The sequence below is a fragment of the Acinetobacter sp. IK40 genome (assembly GCF_035615075.1).
In the GTDB taxonomy this organism is placed as follows: Bacteria; Pseudomonadota; Gammaproteobacteria; order Pseudomonadales; family Moraxellaceae; genus Acinetobacter; species Acinetobacter courvalinii.
This window is the reverse complement of the sequence record NZ_JANBOE010000007.1, coordinates 274,430-293,603: the sequence shown is the minus strand read 5'-3', so window position 1 is coordinate 293,603 and position 19,174 is coordinate 274,430. Positions and strand designations below refer to the sequence as shown.

Here is a 19,174-nt window from a genome sequence, read left to right as displayed (position 1 = left end):
TTGTTCCATTTTAGAGATTTGTTTAAGATAAGATATAACTCATTGAGATGTGTCATAGTATTCGTCGTTAGAAAACAATTATTGTGACATTATTTCAATGAGTTATCTATTTTTGTCGTGTACAGAGAAAAAACATACAGAAAGATAGACAAGTAAGCCCGTATGCTTACTTGTTCTCTATCTGTTTACTGCTGGTATTGCTGGTATCCATGCCAGCAGTAGCTTCTCCCTCTCAAACGATCAAACATGCTTTGGGCGAAACGGTGATCAAAGGTCAACCTGTACGTGTCATTAGTTTGTTTCAAGGTGCTACGGATACTTTAGTGGCATTAGGCATTAAACCGATTGGAGTCGTTGAATCTTGGTCTGAAAAGCCGATGTATAAATATTTAAGACCAGCACTGACGGGGGTACATTATCTTGGTTTAGAAACTCAACCGAGCTTAGAAGATATCGCATTGCTTAAACCGGATCTAATTATTGCATCAAGATTCCGTAATGAGAAAACCTATACGTTACTCTCCCAAATTGCTCCGACCATTGCGTTAGAGGAAGTGTATGAGTTTCGCCAGACACTTAAGATTGTTGGTCAAGCAGTAGGACGACAACAGAAGGCCGATCTGTTATTAAAACAATGGGACAATCGAATTATTGCTACACGTACAAAATTAAAGCAGCAGTTTGGTGATAAATGGCCTGAGAGTGTTTCATTATTTGAGTTCAGAGAAGACCATGTCCGAGCATATTCACCATATAGCTTCTCAGGCTCAATTTTGTCTGAATTAGGCTTCAAATGGTCCAAAGGAACAGCAAATCAGCAATGGGCTTTACAAAAACTTGTGAACAAAGAAAGTATTCCGATTATTAATGCTGACAATTTCTTTATTTTTATGCGAGATAAGCCCGCAGTTCAAAAAAATTATCAGCAATGGACCTCACATCCGCTTTGGAAGCAAATGCGTGCCGCCCAAATGAAACAGGTCTACCAAGTTGATAGTGTCAGTTGGAATTTATCAGGTGGGATTCTAGGCGCCAATAAGGTTTTAGATGAAGTTAACCATACCGTTACACATGCTGATTAGGTCCATATCTTATGAATAAAAATCAGAGTGTTACTCTTCCTACAAACCCATTTATTTTGCAACCCATACACAAACTATCCGTAGCTCTCATTCTTTTAATCATATGTGCGCTGTTTAGTCTTGCGATTGGGCATGAATATATTCGTCTCAACGTTGTCTTACAAGCGGTGTTGCAATATGACCCATTGAATATTGAACATGTCTTAGTCCAAACCACTCGCTTGTCTAGAACAATCATTGCAATGGTCGTTGGAGCTTGTCTTGCAGTTGCTGGAACGCTGATGCAAGCACTGACCCGAAACCCGTTGGCTTCGCCAGGTATTTTTGGAATCAATGCTGGGGCAATGTTTAGTATCGTTTTATTTTCTGGACTCTTTGCACTTGATTCGTTTGGACACTCTCTATGGCTGGCATTTTTCGGTGCCGCAATCGCAGGTATTTTGGTTTATTTTTTGGGAATGGTAGGGCAAAGGCAACTCAATACGCTCAGAATTGTATTGGCAGGAGCTGCTGTTACTGCATTATTTAGCTCATTTACCCAAGCAATGCTGGTGATTGATCAGGAAGGATTAGATAGCATTTTATTCTGGCTTGCAGGTTCAGTTGCAAATCGGCAATTAAACTTCGTTTGGCCAGTTTTGCCTTATATGATGAGTTGTCTGTTTCTCATCTATCTGTTGGCAAAGCCAATTAATATCTTAATGGCAGGTGAGGAGATTGCAAAGGGTTTAGGACAGCGAACCATTCTGATTCAAGTCATGATGGGTATCGCCATTATTATTTTAGCGGGTGGCGCTGTTGCCATCGCTGGAAATATTGCCTTTATCGGTTTAATCGTACCGCATATTGTACGTCGACTTATCTCATCAGATCATCAATGGTTAATTCCGGGCTGCGCTATTTTGGGTGCATTATTGTTATTACTTGCAGATATTCTTGCACGCTTGGTTATTTTTCCTCAGGAAATCCCAATTGGGGTTATGACTGCTTTATTGGGCGCACCTTTTTTCATCTATTTAGTCCGTAAAGGTATGCGCCATGGATAAAACTTTTAGCTTACGTTTCGGTCCATTTTCGAGAATCATCCATCTTCGTACAGTGTTGGTGGTGAGCTGTCTCATTTTCTTGACTTTGTTTCAGATTATTCTCTCGTTATCTGTTGGTAAAATCCCCATTTCTGTCACTGAAGTTCTGAATGAATTCTTTTTTCGAGGAAATGGTGATTATCACTTTATTTTAGAGACTCTGCGGTTACCAAGAATCTTAATGGCCCTGATGATTGGAGCAGCACTGGCTTTATCTGGGCTTATTTTGCAAAGCATCATTCGCAATCCTCTGGCTTCGCCAGATATCTTGGGGATTACAGCTGGAGCTTCTGCCTCAGCCGTATTCTTCATGTCCTTTTTGTCCACCAGTTTAACAATTCAGTGGTTACCTGTTTTTGCTACTTTTGGAGCGTGGTTAACCGCATTGCTCATTTATATATTGGCATGGCGTAATGGTGTAACGCCCATACGTCTGGTACTGATCGGGATTGGACTTTCTTCAATCATGGGGGCGATCACCACGTTAGTTTTAGTATTGAGTCCTTTGACAACGACCTTATCTGCCTATGTTTGGTTAACTGGCAGTATCTACGGAGCTTTGTGGCAGGAGGTAACTCAGCTTGCGATGTGGTTAGCTGTTTTATTATTTTTGATGTTCTGGATTGCCCGTCATGTTAATCCACACGAATTAGGTGATGACATCTTGGTGGGTTTAGGCATTAGACCTGAGCGACATCGCATGTGGTTATTATTTCTTGCAGTAGCGTTAGCAGCGATATCTGTAGCTTATGCTGGCGCTATTGCTTTTGTGGGTTTAATTGCCCCACATATTGCCAGATATTTAGTCCCTCGTTCTTTTCCTGATTTAGCCGTCACCGCATGTTTAGTTGGCGCTAATTTATTAATGCTTGCTGATTTAGTCGGGCGAACTCTATTTTTACCCAAAGACTTGCCTGCAGGTATCTTTGTTTCTTTACTGGGAACTCCATTCTTTCTTTATTTGTTGTTCAGACAACGCCGTTCTTTTTAGGGAGGAGCGTAGATGATATATCCGATCCAAAGTAAATCATTAACATTGGCTTATGAACAGCAAATTATAATTGATCAACTCGATCTAAATATCCCAAGCGCTAAGATTACTGTTCTGGTTGGCAGCAATGGGTGTGGAAAAAGTACGTTACTTAAATCGTTTGCCCGGCTGATTCGACCTAAACATGGTGTCATTCTGTTGAATGGTGCAGATATTCATCATCAAATGACTGCAAAAGTTGCTCAAAACTTATCGATTCTTCCTCAATCACCTCAGGTGCCAGATGGTCTGACTGTTTATCAACTTGTTCGAATGGGTCGATACCCTCATCAAAACTGGTTAAAACAATGGGCGGCTGAAGATGAAGATAAAGTGAATCAGGCTTTATATCAGACTCATTTATTCGAGCTTAGCAATCGTTTGGTCGATTCACTCTCTGGAGGGCAGAGACAGCGTGCGTGGATTGCAATGACTTTAGCTCAAGACACTGATATTTTACTGTTAGATGAACCAACAACCTATTTGGATCTCGCGCACCAAATTGAAATTTTGGATTTACTTCATGATTTAAACCAGCAGCATAAAAAAACCATTGTCATGGTGCTGCATGATCTCAATCTGGCCTGTCGCTATGCCCACCATATGATTGCTGTGGCAAACAAAAATGTTTATGCACAAGGTATTCCTTCTGAAATACTAACAGCAGATACCGTAAAAAATGTTTTTGGTCTGGACAGCATTATTGTTGCCGATCCTCTTTTTGGAACACCTTTATGTATCCCTTATGGGAAAGGGCAACACCGGGAACATAGAGATGAAACAAAAGAAAAACATATTTCCTCTGGGTCTGATCAATGTTGATATCGACCGATCTTTTTTTAGCAGAAGAATGGAAAATACTATCAGAATCTCTAGCACTGATTAACGCACAAGAACGGCGTATTGAAAACTGTATAGAAGTTTCCATGCTGCTGGATCATGAACGTTGTGAAAAACTGCTTTTTGAACTGACGCCAGTCATTCATTCGCCGTCTATAAAAATTACGGCGTCCTTATTAAGTAAACGTTATGCATTTCTAGCAACTGCTTCCAGCTTATACGCGATGACTGTATTTAATAAAGGGATCGATTTTTCAGCACATAATTGCTTCTTAGACTTTAGCTTTGAACAACGGCTTTGGCGCTCAAAGATGCCTGTAAAAGATCTCGCTTATTCTCTGCCTCTTGGTCATAGGGCACAGTGGCGTGAAGACATAGTGAAAAAAATATTTGCAGAGAATCTGGCACAAGTTTGGCAAGTTTTTGTCGATGTATCCAAAGTAAACCCAAGAATTCTTTGGGAAAATACTGCGGTCAGAGTATTTTCACTTTATGAAAAACGAATACAGAAAATCAATAATTGTGCGGTGCAGAGAAATCTGCAGGAAGATTTCCATTATTTACTTGAACAAGCACCACCCGAAGTATTCGGACTGAGTGACAATCCATTAAAGCGCTTCGATTTCAAGAAAATAACAGTGGTAGAAACTGGCGAAGAAGTTCGTTATCGGAAAAGTTGCTGCTTTTATTATAAAGCCTCAGACCCCGTTGAATATTGTTCAACATGTCCTTTAGTTCATCCAGATATAAAAAAGCGAAAGGTGAAAAATGTTTAAAATTAACCCTCGGGTAGAAGGGAGTAATCATGCGTTAAGACAGCTTTATCAAGAAATTGATACTTCTGTAATTGGTCATTTTACTGATTTTGGACATGTCAGAAATGTTCATTATATGGGTAATCAAACGCCCCGTATTGTTGGTAATGCGATTACAGTACGAATCCCGCATTGTGATGGAAGTATTCTTCGTGAGGCATTAATCTTAAGCCAACCTGATGATATACTGGTGATTGATACCTCGGGAGATTATCAACGTGCATGCTGGGGAGAGCTTAGAACGCTGGCCGCAATGATTAAAAATCTTGCAGGTGTTATTATTGATGGTGCCGTGACAGATATCGATTCAATTAAAACATTAGGCTTCCCGGTCTTTGCCCGAACCATTAGTCCACTTACAACACGATCTTTAAAATTGGAAGGCGAAATCAATTCTGTCATTAGTGTAGGTGGTGTTTGTGTACAAGCAGGAGATTTAGTTATTGCTGACAGTAATGGGGTTTTTATTTTAGAACCCACAAGAGCCAATGAGCTAGCTGCAATATTTATAGAAAAAAAAGAACAAGATAGGATTCGATTTAATGAGCTCTTGTCAAAGTATAAAATGATGAGATGACACTATGTTTTCCACCAAGATAGATTCAACTAAAAATATCGCAGATATGCTGTAAAAATACTTGTTTAATCTGAGTGGTATAAGTGACTTGGGCAAAGCGATTGGATACACGGCATCACACCTGACCCATGCGATAATGAATCGTAAATACACGATGTATTTGGGGAACAAGCGCTATCACACCAGATTGCGCTTGTTTCATTATGTCTAAGACAAATTAAAAGTGGTACTGGAACATGACGTTCACGAGTTTATTCCATTTACCGTCATCTCCCTGTGCGAGTGAACTGCTGTTTCCGCCGACAAAGGGATCATTTTTACTCATCACATATTCTGTATTTAAAGACATATTCTTGTATCCCCAAGTGACACCTAGAATATTTCTTTGAGAGTCGTTAAAGTTTTGTTCCTGTTTATGAAAACCACTGAATACCAGATAAGGGGTTACATTGAGCGACTCCATCACGTCTTTAAATACATAGCTGCTATCTATCGTATAGAAATAACCTGTGTTGGCAATGTCATATTCGCTATCAAATGAGCCAAAAGTTGACTGATCAGGACTTAAGGCATCCTTATTGCGAATCGACTGTTTGCCGCCCGTCAGCACAACATTCAGGTTTTTATAATGAATGCGATTAAACAATGCCCAGGTATTTCTCGAACCGTCAGCCCCATTCTTGTTATTTTCAATGTCTGAGTACCAATAACTTCCACCTACCGATACATCGAGATCATCACGGCTTAAAAGCGCCTGATCCACTCGCGCCATCCACATATTTTTTTCGTTTAAATTGGTTTTTAATGGATCGGAAGAGTGAACCATATTGGCTGTGTAACGGGCTGAATCCTGACTTGCGCCATGATAGTTGCCTCCATCACTGGCAAAATAGGCCAGATCGATTTTGGTTAAGGAAGGCAGTTCAGTGTGATAATTTATCCCTAAGTTGGTCGCATCCTGCAGCCCCATGGTATTGTTGATCCCTGCATAAAAACTACTATCCCAAAATCTTCCCGGACCAAAAGGAATTGGTTGCAGGCCCAGTGTAATGTTATCCGTGGCATTTAAACGATAGCCCGCATAACCATAGACCAAGGTTGAAAAGTCACATAAACGATCATATTGATAACAACGATATTCCAGCTTTCCAAACCAGTCTGAGCGCTCATAATCTAAACGTAAAATGGCAGCATCGAACTTAATCTTTTGATCGGAAGCTGGTTCGCCATAGTGCTTATCTTGGTAGTTGGCGCGTAATGTTCCTGAAACGGTTAAGGCACCCAATTGATTTTGCGCATCACCTAATGTGATGCCAGCAGTGGCTGGTAAAGAAATTGCGAAGAGTAAAAAGCTTAAAGCAGATTGTGCGTAGATTTTTTCCAAAATATTATCCGTATTTATTCAATAAGTTAATTAATTTTCTATAAAAGAAAATACATGTTGAAAGGTCTCAAGGCGTTTTATGGTAATTGTTCATAACAGAATGGTCTAGTTTTTGTAGGGAATTCGTGGCTGCAGAAAGGCGTTTTTAAGCCTAAAAAACATCGGGATTCGATGAAAATTTGGTCAGTTGGCCAGTGTGGAATTTTAATCTTTTAAGCTTAATTTTATGTGGTCGGATACAGATTGTGGCTTTGTGAATGTGTTGATTAAAAACCGACCTATATAAGCCTGAACTGGCATGTGTGAGGGCAGTAGATCGAGCGCTTTGCTTTTTCATTCTATGAAGCTTGAGTGAAACTTTATGATTCAAGTGCTCGACTCTTTGGCACAAACTGGAAGCCAGAACAAGACTGGTCTAAAAAATACTCTGTGAGTGATTTTATTTTTCATAAGATTTGTGACTGTTAAAACGAGAACTCGACACCTTATTGTAGAATGGAGTCAAATTGGATGAACTTTTTTTATATTTCCTTCATTCATACTTAACGAACAATAACGGTTTCAACTTTTTTGAAGGACACTTTATGTTTGTACTTGAGCCAAAGCATGTACATATGAATCTACGTGCCAAGGATAAGGCAACAGCACTGCAATGTTTAGTTAATATTCTGGTAGAAGATCAGTTAACGACAGCAGAGTATTTGACGGGTTTACAGGATCGTGAAGCGCAGGGTGCCACTTATCTGGGACAGGGCATCGCCATTCCGCATGGTACACCTCAGTCGCGTGAATTTATCAAACAGACCGGGATCCGGCTTGCGCATTTCCCGGAAGGCGTGGTGTGGGACGGGGAACATAAAATTTATCTGGCTGTGGTCATTGCTGCCAAATCAGATGAGCATTTACAGGTTCTGCAAATCCTGACCCGCGCTTTAAATCACGATGTCAGTGTTCAGGTACAAACGGCAACCACGGCTGAGCAAATTATCGATATTTTGCAGGTACGCCCGGATACGTTGGTTATCCATGAAAATTTAATCCAGACCCAGACCCATGTTGAAGATATTGATGATTTTTTCTGGGCCGCAGCAAAATTATTGAAACAGCAAAAACTGGTGGAAGCGGGTTTCCTGAGTCAGTTAGATCCTAAAAACCTGATTCAGATTCAGGATGCCATCTGGACCATTTCAGGAAAAAATTACGTTACAGAAGCCGCCGTCAGTATTGTTCAAGCAGAGCAGGTTCTGAATTTCGCGCAAGGACAAATCCAGACCTTAATCTGCATTGCCCAGCATGAGCAACTTGATACGGTACAGTTGAATCATTTAATTGATCTTCTATTTCAGTCAAATATTCAACAGCAACTTCAAACTGAACAAAGTCGCCATGAAATCGCCAAGCTGATTGGTGCAGAAATTATTCCGGACTGGCCTTACCAACCGGTAGTACTTGCCAATAAGCATGGCTTACATGCCCGTCCTGCTACGCAACTGGTCAATATCAGTAAAACATTTAAAGGTGACATTCAGGTTGCAGTGGATGGCGGCCCCTATGTTTCTGCTAAAAGTCTGACCAAATTACTGGCTTTGGGTTGTCAATATGGGCAGACCCTGACCTTTATTGCTGAACCTAATACCGATGCCGTAGAAGGTCTCACGGCAATTGTTCAGGCGGTTAAAAATGGTTTGGGTGAAGAGGTTGAACCAGTTGACCAATCTGAAACCGCTTCAATTGTTCAAGCAAAAACAGCGTGGGAAGAAATTGTTGATACTGATTTACCTGCTCAGGGAACAGCTGCATCTTCAGGGCTTGCTTTTGGCCCAGCCCATGTGATCAAACCGAAAAAATTTCAATATGAACGTTTTGGGCGCAACCTTAAAGCAGAAAAAGAAAAATTGGAAATCGCACTGTATAGCGTAAAAAACACGATTCACCAGCTCATCCTGAAAACCGAGATTGACGAGATTAAACAAATCTTTCAGGCTCATCTGGAAATGCTGGACGACCCCGACCTGATTCAGCAGGTGCATCAGGGTTTAAATCAGAATTTAACAGCAGCTGCAGCATGGCATGACTATATTGAACAGGCTGCACAAACTCAGGCAGCGTTGAATGATCCACTGCTGGCAGAGCGCGCAGCGGATTTACGCGATATTGGCGACAAGGTTTTAAGTGTGCTGTGTGATGAGGTGATGCCGCTTGAACCCGAGCAAGCTTATATTCTGGTCATGCATGATCTTGGGCCTGGGGATGTGGCGCGTTTAGACAAAGACCGCGTAGCAGGAATTTTAACAGCGGTTGGTGGTGCATCGGCACATAGTGCGATTGTGGCACGCGCATTGGGCATACCTGCTGTGGTGGGTGCGGGTGAGCAGATTCTAAATATTGAGACACAAACCACCGTGCTGATTAATGGTGACACGGGCGCAATTGATATTGATCCAGCAGCTGAGCAGATTGAGCAAGCGATTCGTGAGCGTGAGCAGCAAAAACAGCGACGTCAGCAAGCGGAACGCCATTGTCAGGAAGCAGCTATGACAGTGGATCAGCATCAGGTTGAGATTGCAGCCAATATTGGCAAGATTCTGGATACCGCAAAGGCGGTTGATCATGGTGCGGAGGCGATTGGTTTATTGCGGACCGAGCTGGTGTTTATGGCACATCGTCAGGCGCCCAATGAAATCACGCAGGAAAAAGAATATCGTCATGTGCTGGATACCCTTGCAGGGCGTCCACTGGTGGTACGGACACTGGATGTCGGTGGTGATAAGCCGTTACCTTATTTGCCGATTGCTACCGAAGAAAATCCGTTTCTCGGTTTACGCGGAATCCGCCTGACCTTGAGGAAGCCGCAACTCTTACGACAGCAGCTCATAGCCTTGGTCAAAGCAGCAGATGGACGTCCTTTACGGATTATGTTCCCGATGGTGGGGCGAATCGAAGAATGGCGTGCAGCCAGACATATTCTGGATGAGGTACTGGCAGAATATCCATGTGAAAACCTGCAAGTGGGAATCATGATTGAAGTTCCTTCAGCTGCCTTACTCGCGCCATTACTGGCCAAAGAAGTGGATTTCTTTAGTATCGGTACCAATGATTTAACTCAATATACCTTGGCGATTGACCGTGGACATCCGGTATTGTCTGCCGAGGCGGATGGCTTACACCCAAGTATTTTATTATTGATTGATCAAGCCGTTCGGGCAGCACATGCCTACCAGAAGTGGGTCGGGGTGTGTGGTGAACTGGCAGCCGATCCAAAGGCTGTCCCGGTTTTATTAGGCTTGGGGGTGGATGAACTGAGTATGTCTTCATCCAGTATTCCTTTGGTCAAAGCACAAATTCGGACCTTGAATTATGCAGATTGCCAGCAGCTTGCTCAACGTGCTTTACAGTGTGAAAGTGCCACAGCAGTCCGTGATTTGATGGAGTTGACGCATGGCTAAAATATTAACCATTACTTTAAATCCTGCGATTGATGTCACCCTTGAACTGGATGAATTGCGAGTGGGTGAGGTCAACCGCCAGCAACAGGTACAATCTCATGCTGCAGGTAAGGGACTCAATGTTGCACAGGTGTTGCATGATCTTGGACATGAGCTGACTGTGTCAGGCTTTTTGGGGAAACAGAATCGGGCCTTGTTTGAGCAGCATTTTCAGGCGATGCAGTTTGATAATCAATTTGTTTATGTTGAGGGTGAAACCCGCCAGAATATCAAGATTGCTGAACAGTCTGGACGAATGACCGATATTAATGCCATGGGCTTTCGGGTATCTGAGCATGATAAACGGGCCTTGTTTGCGCGTATTCAGGCCTGCTCGCAACACGTCGATTATGTCGTGATTGCTGGCAGTCTGGCTCAGGGTTTTAGCATAGATGATTTTAAGTACCTGATCTCGATCTTGCACAAACAGCACAAGCATGTTGCGATTGATAGCAGCGGGCAGGCCTTGGTGGCTGCGATTGAAATGAATCCGTGGATGATCAAACCCAATACCGATGAATTACAGGAAAGTTTTGGCGAAGCGGCTGAAAATTTTTCCCAACAGCTCGCCTTGTTCCGGCGCTTAGATTGTCAGATTGAACATATTGTCATTTCGATGGGAGAAGCCGGTGTCAACTGGATCAATCCGGCACTGGCCTTGCATGCCAGTCCGCCTCAAGTCACTGTAAAAAGTACCGTCGGTGCAGGTGATTCATTACTGGCAGGCATGGTGCATGGCTTGGTAAGTAACATGACAGCTGAGCAAACTCTCAAAACGGCTACCGCCATTGCTAGTCATGCAGTGACGCAAGTCGGCTTTCGTGTGCCTGAAGCTCAGCGACTGGAAGTGCTAAAACAACAAACCATAATCAACACTTTGGATAAGTCTGATGCAAACAATTAAATCTGTTTTATTTGTGATCAATTCGCAACAGTATGTCAATGCGTTGATTCTGGCAAAAAAACTGTCTCAGCTTGCACAGCAGCAAGGCTATGACAGCGCGATCATTGCTGTGCAGGATCAACTTCCTGAACAAGATTTTGATACGGCTGTTTTTATTGGGCAAGCACCCTCACAACTTGAGGCTTTTAATGACTATGCGGTTGCCACCATTTCATTGCAGCAAGCGATGGATAATGCCGAGCAGTCTTTGCAGGATGCTTTAAGCAAGACCACGACAGTTGCGCAATTGGCAACACAGCCAAATGCTCAGCCTCAGGCACAGAATTTTGTTGCAGTGACGGCCTGTCCAACAGGTGTGGCACATACCTTTATGGCGGCAGAGGCATTACAACAGGGTGCAGCTAAATTGGGTTATCGCATTCAGGTCGAAACACAAGGTTCGGTTGGTGCTAAAAATATCCTGACGGATGAAGCCATTGCTACTGCGGATATTGTGATTCTTGCTACCGATATTGAAGTCAATACCGACCGCTTTGTAGGCAAACGTGTGTATCGTTGCGGTACAGGCTTTGCATTGAAGCAAACTGACAAGGCATTTGCGGAAGCAATCACGGAAGCCAAGCTTTTAGAATCCTCTAAACAAAATAGCCAAAAGGCCAATCCAGAGGCCAATAAGGAAAAAACAGGTGTCTATAAACACCTGTTAACTGGCGTGTCCTTTATGTTGCCGATGGTGGTAGCGGGCGGTTTGCTTATCGCGCTATCTCTGTGTTTTGGACTGAATGCCGCAGAGCAGGCGGGAAGTCTGGCTGCTGTGTTAAAGCAGATTGGTGCGGCTGCTTTTAGCCTGATGGTGCCGATGCTTGCCGGATATATTGCTTATTCGATTGCGGATCGTCCGGGTCTGGCACCTGGTCTGGTCGGTGGCCTCATCGCAACGCAATTAAATGCGGGATTCTTAGGGGGGATCGTCGCTGGCTTTTTAGCTGGCTATATTGCCTTATTCCTGGCCAAAAAAATCAAGCTACCTACCAGTCTTGAAGCCTTAAAGCCGATTTTAATTGTGCCCTTATTGGGAACATTATCGGTCGGTCTAATCATGTTTTATGTGGTGGGACATCCGGTCGCGCAAATTTTTGAGATGATGAAGGACTTTCTCAACAATATGGGCACCACCAACGCCGTGCTAATGGGTATCGTACTGGCTTCGATGATGTGTATTGATTTAGGCGGGCCGATTAATAAAGCCGCCTATGCCTTTACCGTGGGTTTATTGACCACCAATACCTATATGCCAATGGCCGCGACCATGGCCGGAGGAATGGTGCCTGCGATTGGAATGGCGATTGCAACTCTCTTGGCAAAGCAAAAGTTTAACCAGAGTGAGCGAGATGCCGGCAAAGCTGCATTTGTACTGGGCCTGTGCTTTATTTCCGAAGGGGCGATTCCCTTTGCAGCCAAAGATCCGATTCGGGTCATTCCAGCATGTATTGCAGGTGGAGCAGTCACAGGTGCCTTGGTGGCATTATTCCATTGTGAACTGGTGACACCGCATGGCGGTATTTTTGTATTACTCATTCCTAATGCGATTAGTCATGCCTGGCTTTATCTTGCCGCTATAGCAATTGGCAGCGGTATTACCGGTGTGATTTATGCACTATTAAAACGCCGTGAAGTGGTGGAAGCCCAGGCTGCTTAGGCTTTGCTTCCTATCTATTAAAGTATATAAGGCAGATCATTGGGCACAATGATCTGCCTTTTTTATTTGTCATTACATCTAGATTACATTAATCAATGCATCGAAAATCACAGCGAGTTTTTTTGTTAATTCAATGAATTTTATCTTTCATTTGCCAGCCTTTATTTCATTCAATCACCAATTATTGTTATGATATAACATAACTTTAATTTATTTATGATTTTATGTCTGGTTTATCTCAACGTTTACAAGCAATTGATGCACTAAGAGGGTTAGTGATTCTGATCATGATGGTTGATCATGTACGGGAAACCTTTTACTTACATTATCAAGTCCCAGATCCGATGGTGATTTCTGAAACAGAAGGATTACTGTTTTTTAGCCGGGTTTTAGCCCATCTTTGTGCACCCGTTTTTGTGGTGCTGACTGGTTTATCTGCTTATCTCTATCAGGCCAAGAACAATAGTATTGCGATGACACGCGAATTTTTGTTGAAGCGCGGTTTATTTTTAATTGGACTTGAACTACTGATTGTCAATTTCGCATGGACAGGTAAATTCCCGCCCGATGTGATTTATTTACAGGTCATTTGGGCCATTGGTTTTAGTATGATTGCCTTGGCATTACTCATTGGCTTGCCACAAAAACTGCTGTGGGGAATCAGTTTGCTGATCATTTTTGGGCATAATTTAATGGACAATATTTCATTCGCACAGGATTCTGTGATGAATGCGATATGGTTGGTCTTACATGAACGGGGCTGGATCAACTTTGGAGAGGTGCTACGGGTCAGAACATCGTATCCCGTGTTGCCCTGGATTGGCGTGATTACTTTAGGTTATGGTCTTGGCCATGTTGTTTTTGGCAAACCGAAGACGACTCAGCAAAAGAATCGTATGCTCTTCACTTTTGGGTTGATGGGCATTGCTTTATTTTTCGTATTAAGGATGCTCAACATTTATGGTGACCAAGCTTGGGAAATGATGCCAACGTGGAGTGAAACATTGATGAGTTTCCTAAACCTGACCAAATATCCACCTTCATTATTTTTCATTTTATGGAATGTGGGGATCGGGCTTATTATTCTGGTCTTATTACAGAGGATTGAAACCAAAAACTGGGTCAAGCCTTTAATCATCTTTGGCTCTGTGCCTATGTTCTTCTACATCGTGCATTTATTTGTGCTTAAAGCCTTATATGTCATTGCTGTAGGTATTTGGGGACATAATTATGGAGATTATTATGGCGTGGATCACATGGCGACAGTGTGGGGGATGACTGTGATTTTAAGCATTGTTTTATATCCGGCGATGCTGAAATTCTCTTCATTTAAACATCGTAATAAGCATATTCCGTTGCTTAAATATTTTTAGTTTATTGATAATAGAGTTGTTTTTTCATATTCAGTTTGAATGAGATCGACTATTTAAAGATTCATAAAAACCTCTTGTCTAAGCCAAGAGGTTTTTTACTCTCATTGCAACTTATCTTGGGTTTTGGTCTCAAAGTCACTGGCATCATGCCGCTCATGCAGTTGACTGGCTAAATCGCCAAAAGTACGATTCACCATACGACCACGTTGTACCGCAGGACGCGCGAGAATGGCGTCGGCCCAGCGTTGCACATGTTTATACTGATCGACGCTTAAAAACTCATCCGCATTATAAACCCAGCCTTTGACAACGCTGCCATACCACGGAAAAGCGGCAATATCGGCAATGCTATATTCCTGACCTGCGAGGTATTCGTGCTTTGCTAAATGTTGGTCTAATACATCCAGTAAACGTTTAGTCTCCATCGCAAAACGGTTAATCGCATATTCAATTTTTACTGGCGCATAGGCATAAAAATGTCCTAAACCACCGCCAATATAAGGTGCGCTGCCCATTTGCCAGAATAACCAGTTCAAACATTCGGTGCGTGCAGCAATGTCAGTGGGAATAAAGGCTTTAAATTTTTCAGCCAGATACAGCAGGATTGAACCTGATTCAAATACCCTGAGTGGTGGATTTTGACTATGATCCACCAAGGCGGGAATCTTAGAGTTCGGATTAATTTCAACAAAGCCGCTACCGAATTGCTGGCCTTCACCAATTTTGATTAACCATGCGTCATATTCAGCCCCGACATGTCCAAGCGCGAGTAATTCTTCCAGCAGAATCGTGACTTTTTGCCCGTTCGGGGTGGCAAGTGAATATAACTGTAATGGGTGCTTTCCGACCGGAAGCTTGTGCTCATAGCGACTCCCCGAGGTGGGCTGGTTGAGATCGGTCTTTTCTCCCGTCCATTGCCAGATTTGTGGCGGAATGTAATTTGAATCCTTCATTTTTATTGGCCATGTCATGAATCGATTGATTCAGTGTAGGTGAGCCAGCGCAGGATTGAGTGGGTTTTTTGTGGCAAAACTTTAACCGTTTTTGAATCAACAAGACTGAAGCCTGATTAATCAGATTTTGAATGCATGATCTGAAAGTGTTGATCAATCACATGCAGCCAGGCCTGTACTGCCGGAGAGACGGACAGATTCTTTTTCCATGCCATAGCCAGATGCCACTGAATATTGGGCTTTTCAAGTGGAATGGCGGCAAACAAATCGGGATCGAGCATGTCGGTATAATATTGCGGTAACAGGGCAATGCCCATACGTTGCAGCACCATATCTGCCAGCAGGTTCCATTGACTGGTACGGCAGGCAATGCTTGGGTAGAAACCATGCTGTTCACAGGCATCCAGAATAATACGATTCAGCGAGAAGTTTTCAGGAAACATCAAAAAGGATTGATGCTGTAATTCTTCCAGGTGTATTTTCTTGCGTGTTGCCCAGATCGCATCACGCCGTAATAACACCATCAAAGGATAGTTACATAATTCAATGCTATTAAAAATCTGCTGCTCAAAAGGATGCAGCAATACGCCCACATCCAGCTCATTATTCATTAACGCCTGTTCAATTCCTTTGGAACCGACCTCAAGAAAGGCAAGCTCGATCTCTGGCCATTGTTGATGATAATCAAATAGGGCGGTGGTCAGCAGTTGCGAGCCTAAAGGGGGAACCCCCAACTTTAAGGTACCTGTTTTTAGTTGCTGATAATTTTCGATTTCCAGAAAAATATTTTGTTCTGCTTGTAGCAGCTCGAGCGCATGCTGATAGATGCGCTGGCCAATTTCCGTCAGTTCAACCTGTCTTTTTCTGCCATGTTCAGGTTTGACCAAGAGCTGTACCTGCAGTTGTTCTTCCAACTGCTGCAAGATTTTACTGATGGTCGGTTGAGTCAGGTAGAGCTGTTCAGCGGTACGGGTAAAACTTTTGGTTTTGACCAGCGTGATAAAGCATTGTAGTGATTTGAAGGAAAGCATAATGAATATAAAATTATTCCATTTAGGCATAATATTAACATGAATAATTCATATTATCCGAATAGCACTGGGCTAGCATAATGAGGTAGTTCACCAATTTATTTGCTTGTCATGAGTACTGAATCCACTTCTGCAACGTTTTCTCACAATAACTTGTTCACATTGCTCAAACAGATTTTAATTCTGGCGGCTTTTTGGGGCGCAGGCTATATTCTGCATCAACAACTCGGTGTCCCGATCTCCGCAGGGATTTTAGGCATGTTGTTATTGCTGATCTGTCTGTTTCTAAAACTGATTAAAATAGAGCAGGTGGCCATGGGGGCTACAGTGGTTTTAGGCGAGTTATTGCTGTTTTTTGTGCCTGTGGTTGTCGCCGTAGTCCAATACAAAACCTTATTTATGACTGAAGGTTGGCAGATTGTCCTGAGTATTGCCTTAGGCACAATTCTGGTGATGTTAAGCACCTGTCTCACCATTCATTACTACAACCGTCTCAAAAGCTATCTGCAAACACGTAAACCTTTCCAGCATAAGCATATCTAAAGGCATTTCATATGAATATCTGGTCAATCCTCTGTCTGATCTGGACCTTGCTCGCCTATGTGGTTGCAAAACGTCTCTATCAGAAACATCCCAAATTGTGGTTTTCTCCCGCGATTAGTGTGCCGGTGCTCACGATTGTATTGATGGCGATTTTTGGTATTTCCTATCAGACTTATGCCCAAGATACGCAATGGATCGTGAATTTGCTTGGACCCGCAACAGTTGCCTTTGCTGTGCCTATTTACCGTTATCGCGATACCATCCGTAAAAACCTGGGGGTGTTATCCATCGCGATCATTGTCGGCATGAGTGTTGGGGTAATGTCGGCTTATGAGATGGCGCAACTGTTTCATTTCAGTCCCGAAGTCACCAACAGTTTGATGGCCCGTTCAATTTCAACACCTTTTGCGATGATTCTCGCTGAAGATATTCATGGTTCGGCTGCACTGGTGTCGCTATTTACGGTGATTACCGGCTTGGTCGGGATGATTTGTGGTGATGCCATTTTAGCATTCACCAAAATCCGTTCAGCGGTAGCCAATGGTGCCGCATTCGGTAATGCAGCTCATGGTTTTGGTACAGCCCGGGCGCAGCAACGTAATAGTGAGGAAGGGGTGATTGCCAGTTTAACCATGGTGATTGCGGGTATCCTGATGGTATTGGTCGGGCCGTTTGCCATTCACCTATGGTTATTAATTTAAGACTTGAATTGACTGTTACATAAGAAAATAGGGTGTGAGTCAAAGCTGATTGTTAATCACAGCAAGTGGCTTTTGGGTTCTCTATGACTCACTGTCCTTAAAGGTTTCATTCAAGGCCTGTTGCACTGCATCGACTCTGGATTTACAGGCTTTATAAGCCGTCATTGATTCTTCGACGATTTTCATCAAATTATCAATATCCGGTTGTTCCTGGGCTTCAAGTAGTTCGGCATTGTTTTTTAATAATGCATAACCGTCTTTAAAGCTTAGTTCTTTCTTCGTCATGGTCAATCACCTCGGTAAGCTGGGCATGGATATAGCCATCCTGCATTTCAATTGATAGGGATGAACTCGCTTGATGGATAGAGCGAATCGCCTTGTTTTCACTACGGACAATGCCATAACCCTTGGCAAGTACGTTTCTGGGATTTTGCAATAAAGTTTCCCGCATCAAGGTTTCGATTTGAGTCGAGGCTGTTTTGAGTTGCTGCTTGGCAAAATATTGTAGCGTTGATCTGGCAACCTGAAGCTGCAAATGGCTGGTGCTGATCTGGTTCTCAGCCTGTGACCTGATACGATGAATCAACTGCTCATTCTGGCTTTGATAAGCCGTAATCTGATGTTGAGAAAGCAATTTGATGGATTGAAAATATTCCATCACCTCTACAGAACGTTCCGAGATCAGATTGCGGATCCCGGCAATCACCTTACTTGGCGTATCGAAGGAACGATGCGCAATTTCATCTAAAATGGTTCGATCTTTTTCATGTCCAATCCCGACCCAAATCGGTACTTTGCGTTTACATAGCAGGGCCGCAAGATCATAGTCATTTAAATAGGCCAGATCGTTGACTGCACCACCACCTCGAATGATCACGATCAGGTCGGGCGGGATGGTGTAATCTGCTGCCCATTGACGAAGTCCTGTGCCTAAGGACTCCATAATGCTATTGGCTGCTGTATTTCCCTGAAAAGTCGCGGTGTGATAGACAAAAGTGCAGACACCTGCTTGCTGTAATGCGTCGGCATCTTTCTTGAAGTCACCTAAGCCGGCTGCATTTTCAGGTGCAATCACCAATACATGCTCAATATCAAACGGTGTAGGAAGCGCTTTATTGAGAGTAAGTAAACCATCACTGCTGAGTCTGGCCAGGATTTGCTGATAACGTTTGGCAATATCACCGAGGGTAAAACTTGAGTCGATATCTTCAATATTGACAGAGAAGCCGTATTGCGGATCGAAGCGAGCTTTAATTTTGATCAGTACATTCAAATCTCTGGATAGTTCAATACCACTTTCACGCTCGAACTTCAGCACGATTTTTGCGGCAGTAAATTTCCAGATCGTGGCTTTACAGCTGGCAATGACTTTGTCGGTATCCTGTTCTTTTTCAGCCAGTTCAAGGTAATAATGTCCACCTTTGATACTGAGATTGCGAATCTCGGCTTTCACCCAGACTGGCTCGTCAAAGGTCAGGCGAATGATTTCCTGTACGGTTGCTAGATAGTCGCTAAGAGAAAGTTGCAGTTCAGACATTAGGTCAGACAATGAATAGGATAGGGCTATAGTAGCAAATGGATTAACCTGATAACAAATCAGACCTATCTTGTTTCTATTTATTTTTGATAAGTCATAACGCATCTACAGTCTATTTTTAAAGATTACTGTAGA

Annotated in this window: 17 protein-coding genes; 12 read left to right on the top strand and 5 right to left on the bottom strand. The window is 42.9% G+C overall.

Going from position 1 to position 19,174, the window contains the following annotated elements:
- Positions 1-209 precede the first annotated feature (209 nt).
- Genes MSG93_RS14220 through MSG93_RS14195 form a run of 6 tightly spaced genes read left to right on the top strand, consistent with a single transcriptional unit; the run spans position 210 to position 5,429 of the window.
- Positions 210-1,082, top strand: a complete 873-nt coding sequence (locus tag MSG93_RS14220; RefSeq protein ID WP_324622286.1) for an iron-siderophore ABC transporter substrate-binding protein — start codon at positions 210-212, stop codon at positions 1,080-1,082.
- 11 nt (positions 1,083-1,093) lie between these two features.
- A complete protein-coding gene (locus MSG93_RS14215) occupies positions 1,094-2,128 on the top strand; it encodes an iron ABC transporter permease (RefSeq protein WP_324622285.1) in 1,035 nt (344 codons plus the stop codon).
- The gene (locus tag MSG93_RS14210) at positions 2,121-3,158 is read left to right on the top strand and encodes an iron ABC transporter permease (RefSeq protein WP_324622284.1); all 1,038 of its coding nucleotides are present in this window, start codon (positions 2,121-2,123) and stop codon (positions 3,156-3,158) included. Before MSG93_RS14215 ends, MSG93_RS14210 begins: the two co-directional genes overlap by 8 nt.
- A 45-nt stretch (positions 3,159-3,203) precedes the next feature.
- The gene (locus MSG93_RS14205; protein WP_324622283.1) at positions 3,204-4,019 is read left to right on the top strand and encodes an ABC transporter ATP-binding protein; all 816 of its coding nucleotides are present in this window, start codon (positions 3,204-3,206) and stop codon (positions 4,017-4,019) included.
- Positions 4,013-4,813 (top strand): (2Fe-2S)-binding protein, encoded by an 801-nt coding sequence (locus MSG93_RS14200; protein ID WP_005287176.1) that lies wholly within the window; start codon positions 4,013-4,015, stop codon positions 4,811-4,813. Before MSG93_RS14205 ends, MSG93_RS14200 begins: the two co-directional genes overlap by 7 nt.
- Complete coding sequence (locus tag MSG93_RS14195; protein ID WP_324622282.1) at positions 4,806-5,429, top strand: RraA family protein; 624 nt, start codon at positions 4,806-4,808, stop codon at positions 5,427-5,429. The genes MSG93_RS14200 and MSG93_RS14195 overlap by 8 nt, the downstream gene beginning before the upstream one ends.
- A 217-nt stretch (positions 5,430-5,646) precedes the next feature.
- Here the strand turns inward: MSG93_RS14195 and MSG93_RS14190 are convergent, their stop codons facing one another.
- Positions 5,647-6,813, bottom strand: a complete 1,167-nt coding sequence (locus MSG93_RS14190) for a hypothetical protein (protein WP_324622281.1) — start codon at positions 6,811-6,813, stop codon at positions 5,647-5,649.
- 584 nt (positions 6,814-7,397) lie between these two features.
- Here MSG93_RS14190 and ptsP point away from each other — a divergent pair.
- The 4 genes from ptsP to MSG93_RS14170 all read left to right on the top strand — a co-directional run bounded on the left by ptsP (position 7,398) and on the right by MSG93_RS14170 (position 14,274).
- Positions 7,398-10,259, top strand: a complete 2,862-nt coding sequence (ptsP, locus tag MSG93_RS14185) for a phosphoenolpyruvate--protein phosphotransferase (RefSeq protein WP_324622280.1) — start codon at positions 7,398-7,400, stop codon at positions 10,257-10,259.
- Positions 10,252-11,202 (top strand): 1-phosphofructokinase, encoded by a 951-nt coding sequence (gene pfkB / locus MSG93_RS14180; RefSeq protein ID WP_324622279.1) that lies wholly within the window; start codon positions 10,252-10,254, stop codon positions 11,200-11,202. Before ptsP ends, pfkB begins: the two co-directional genes overlap by 8 nt.
- Positions 11,189-12,901 (top strand): fructose-specific PTS transporter subunit EIIC, encoded by a 1,713-nt coding sequence (locus MSG93_RS14175; RefSeq protein ID WP_324622278.1) that lies wholly within the window; start codon positions 11,189-11,191, stop codon positions 12,899-12,901. Before pfkB ends, MSG93_RS14175 begins: the two co-directional genes overlap by 14 nt.
- 224 nt (positions 12,902-13,125) lie before the next feature.
- The gene (locus tag MSG93_RS14170; RefSeq protein WP_324622277.1) at positions 13,126-14,274 is read left to right on the top strand and encodes a DUF1624 domain-containing protein; all 1,149 of its coding nucleotides are present in this window, start codon (positions 13,126-13,128) and stop codon (positions 14,272-14,274) included.
- Positions 14,275-14,375: 101 nt separating this feature from the next.
- Here the strand turns inward: MSG93_RS14170 and yghU are convergent, their stop codons facing one another.
- Both yghU and MSG93_RS14160 read right to left on the bottom strand, forming a co-directional pair.
- Positions 14,376-15,227 carry a glutathione-dependent disulfide-bond oxidoreductase gene (gene yghU / locus MSG93_RS14165; RefSeq protein ID WP_324622276.1) on the bottom strand — a complete coding sequence of 284 codons (852 nt, stop codon included), beginning with the start codon at positions 15,225-15,227 and terminating at the stop codon, positions 14,376-14,378.
- 116 nt (positions 15,228-15,343) lie between these two features.
- Positions 15,344-16,258: a LysR family transcriptional regulator gene (locus tag MSG93_RS14160; RefSeq protein ID WP_324622275.1), complete on the bottom strand. Its 915-nt coding sequence runs from the start codon at positions 16,256-16,258 to the stop codon at positions 15,344-15,346.
- Between the two features lie 111 nt (positions 16,259-16,369).
- Here MSG93_RS14160 and MSG93_RS14155 point away from each other — a divergent pair, with 111 nt between their 5' ends.
- Together MSG93_RS14155 and MSG93_RS14150 are read left to right on the top strand one after the other, a co-directional pair.
- Positions 16,370-16,801: a CidA/LrgA family protein gene (locus tag MSG93_RS14155; protein WP_324622274.1), complete on the top strand. Its 432-nt coding sequence runs from the start codon at positions 16,370-16,372 to the stop codon at positions 16,799-16,801.
- Positions 16,802-16,812: 11 nt separating this feature from the next.
- Positions 16,813-17,502 carry an LrgB family protein gene (locus tag MSG93_RS14150; protein WP_199948748.1) on the top strand — a complete coding sequence of 230 codons (690 nt, stop codon included), beginning with the start codon at positions 16,813-16,815 and terminating at the stop codon, positions 17,500-17,502.
- A gap of 81 nt (positions 17,503-17,583) precedes the next feature.
- On the opposite strand, the gene xseB is transcribed toward MSG93_RS14150, so the two are convergent.
- Both xseB and xseA read right to left on the bottom strand, forming a co-directional pair.
- Entirely contained in the window at positions 17,584-17,787 is a 204-nt protein-coding gene (xseB, locus tag MSG93_RS14145; protein ID WP_005231258.1) for an exodeoxyribonuclease VII small subunit, read from the bottom strand.
- A complete protein-coding gene (gene xseA / locus MSG93_RS14140) occupies positions 17,762-19,039 on the bottom strand; it encodes an exodeoxyribonuclease VII large subunit (RefSeq protein WP_324622273.1) in 1,278 nt (425 codons plus the stop codon). The genes xseB and xseA overlap by 26 nt, the downstream gene beginning before the upstream one ends.
- Positions 19,040-19,174: the final 135 nt, after the last annotated feature.